The 417-nt window shown below is 54.9% G+C and carries 1 protein-coding gene; it reads left to right on the top strand.

Annotated features, from left to right (window positions below; all coding sequences use genetic code 11):
- Positions 1-417, top strand: a 417-nt coding sequence (locus ULO1_RS05765) for a baseplate J/gp47 family protein (RefSeq protein ID WP_200806938.1), incomplete at both ends; no start/stop codon positions are given.

Below are 417 nucleotides of genomic sequence, written 5' to 3'. Positions count from 1 at the left end.
GCCCTTTCTCCTGCTGCTATTGAACTTGCCTTGGCAGCTATATGGGCCCAGGAGGTCCTACGGCGCGGGTTTGCCTCTACCACATTTGGCCAGTATCTTGACCTGCGCTGTGAAGAACATGGCATTACCCGGCGGACGGCGGTAAAGGCTACCGGCCAGGTAACTTTTACCGGCACGCCAGGAACGTTAATTCCGGCTGGCACCCAAGTAAGTACGGCAAGTAGTGAAACAACACCAGCTATCTTCTTTGTTACCAAAAGTGATGCTACTATTGGCACCGGGGGAACGGTCACGGTTGACATTGAAGCCGTGGAACCTGGGGCTAGCGGTAATGTGGCAGCTGGGACGATTACTATCCTGGCCCAGCCAGTGGCCGGAATAACTTCGGTGAACAATGTAGCGACAACTTCCGGCGGT

The organism is Carboxydocella sp. ULO1, assembly GCF_002049255.1.
GTDB lineage: Bacteria > Bacillota.
The sequence above is the reverse complement of the archived record's forward strand: the minus strand, read 5'-3'. Positions and strand labels throughout refer to the sequence as shown.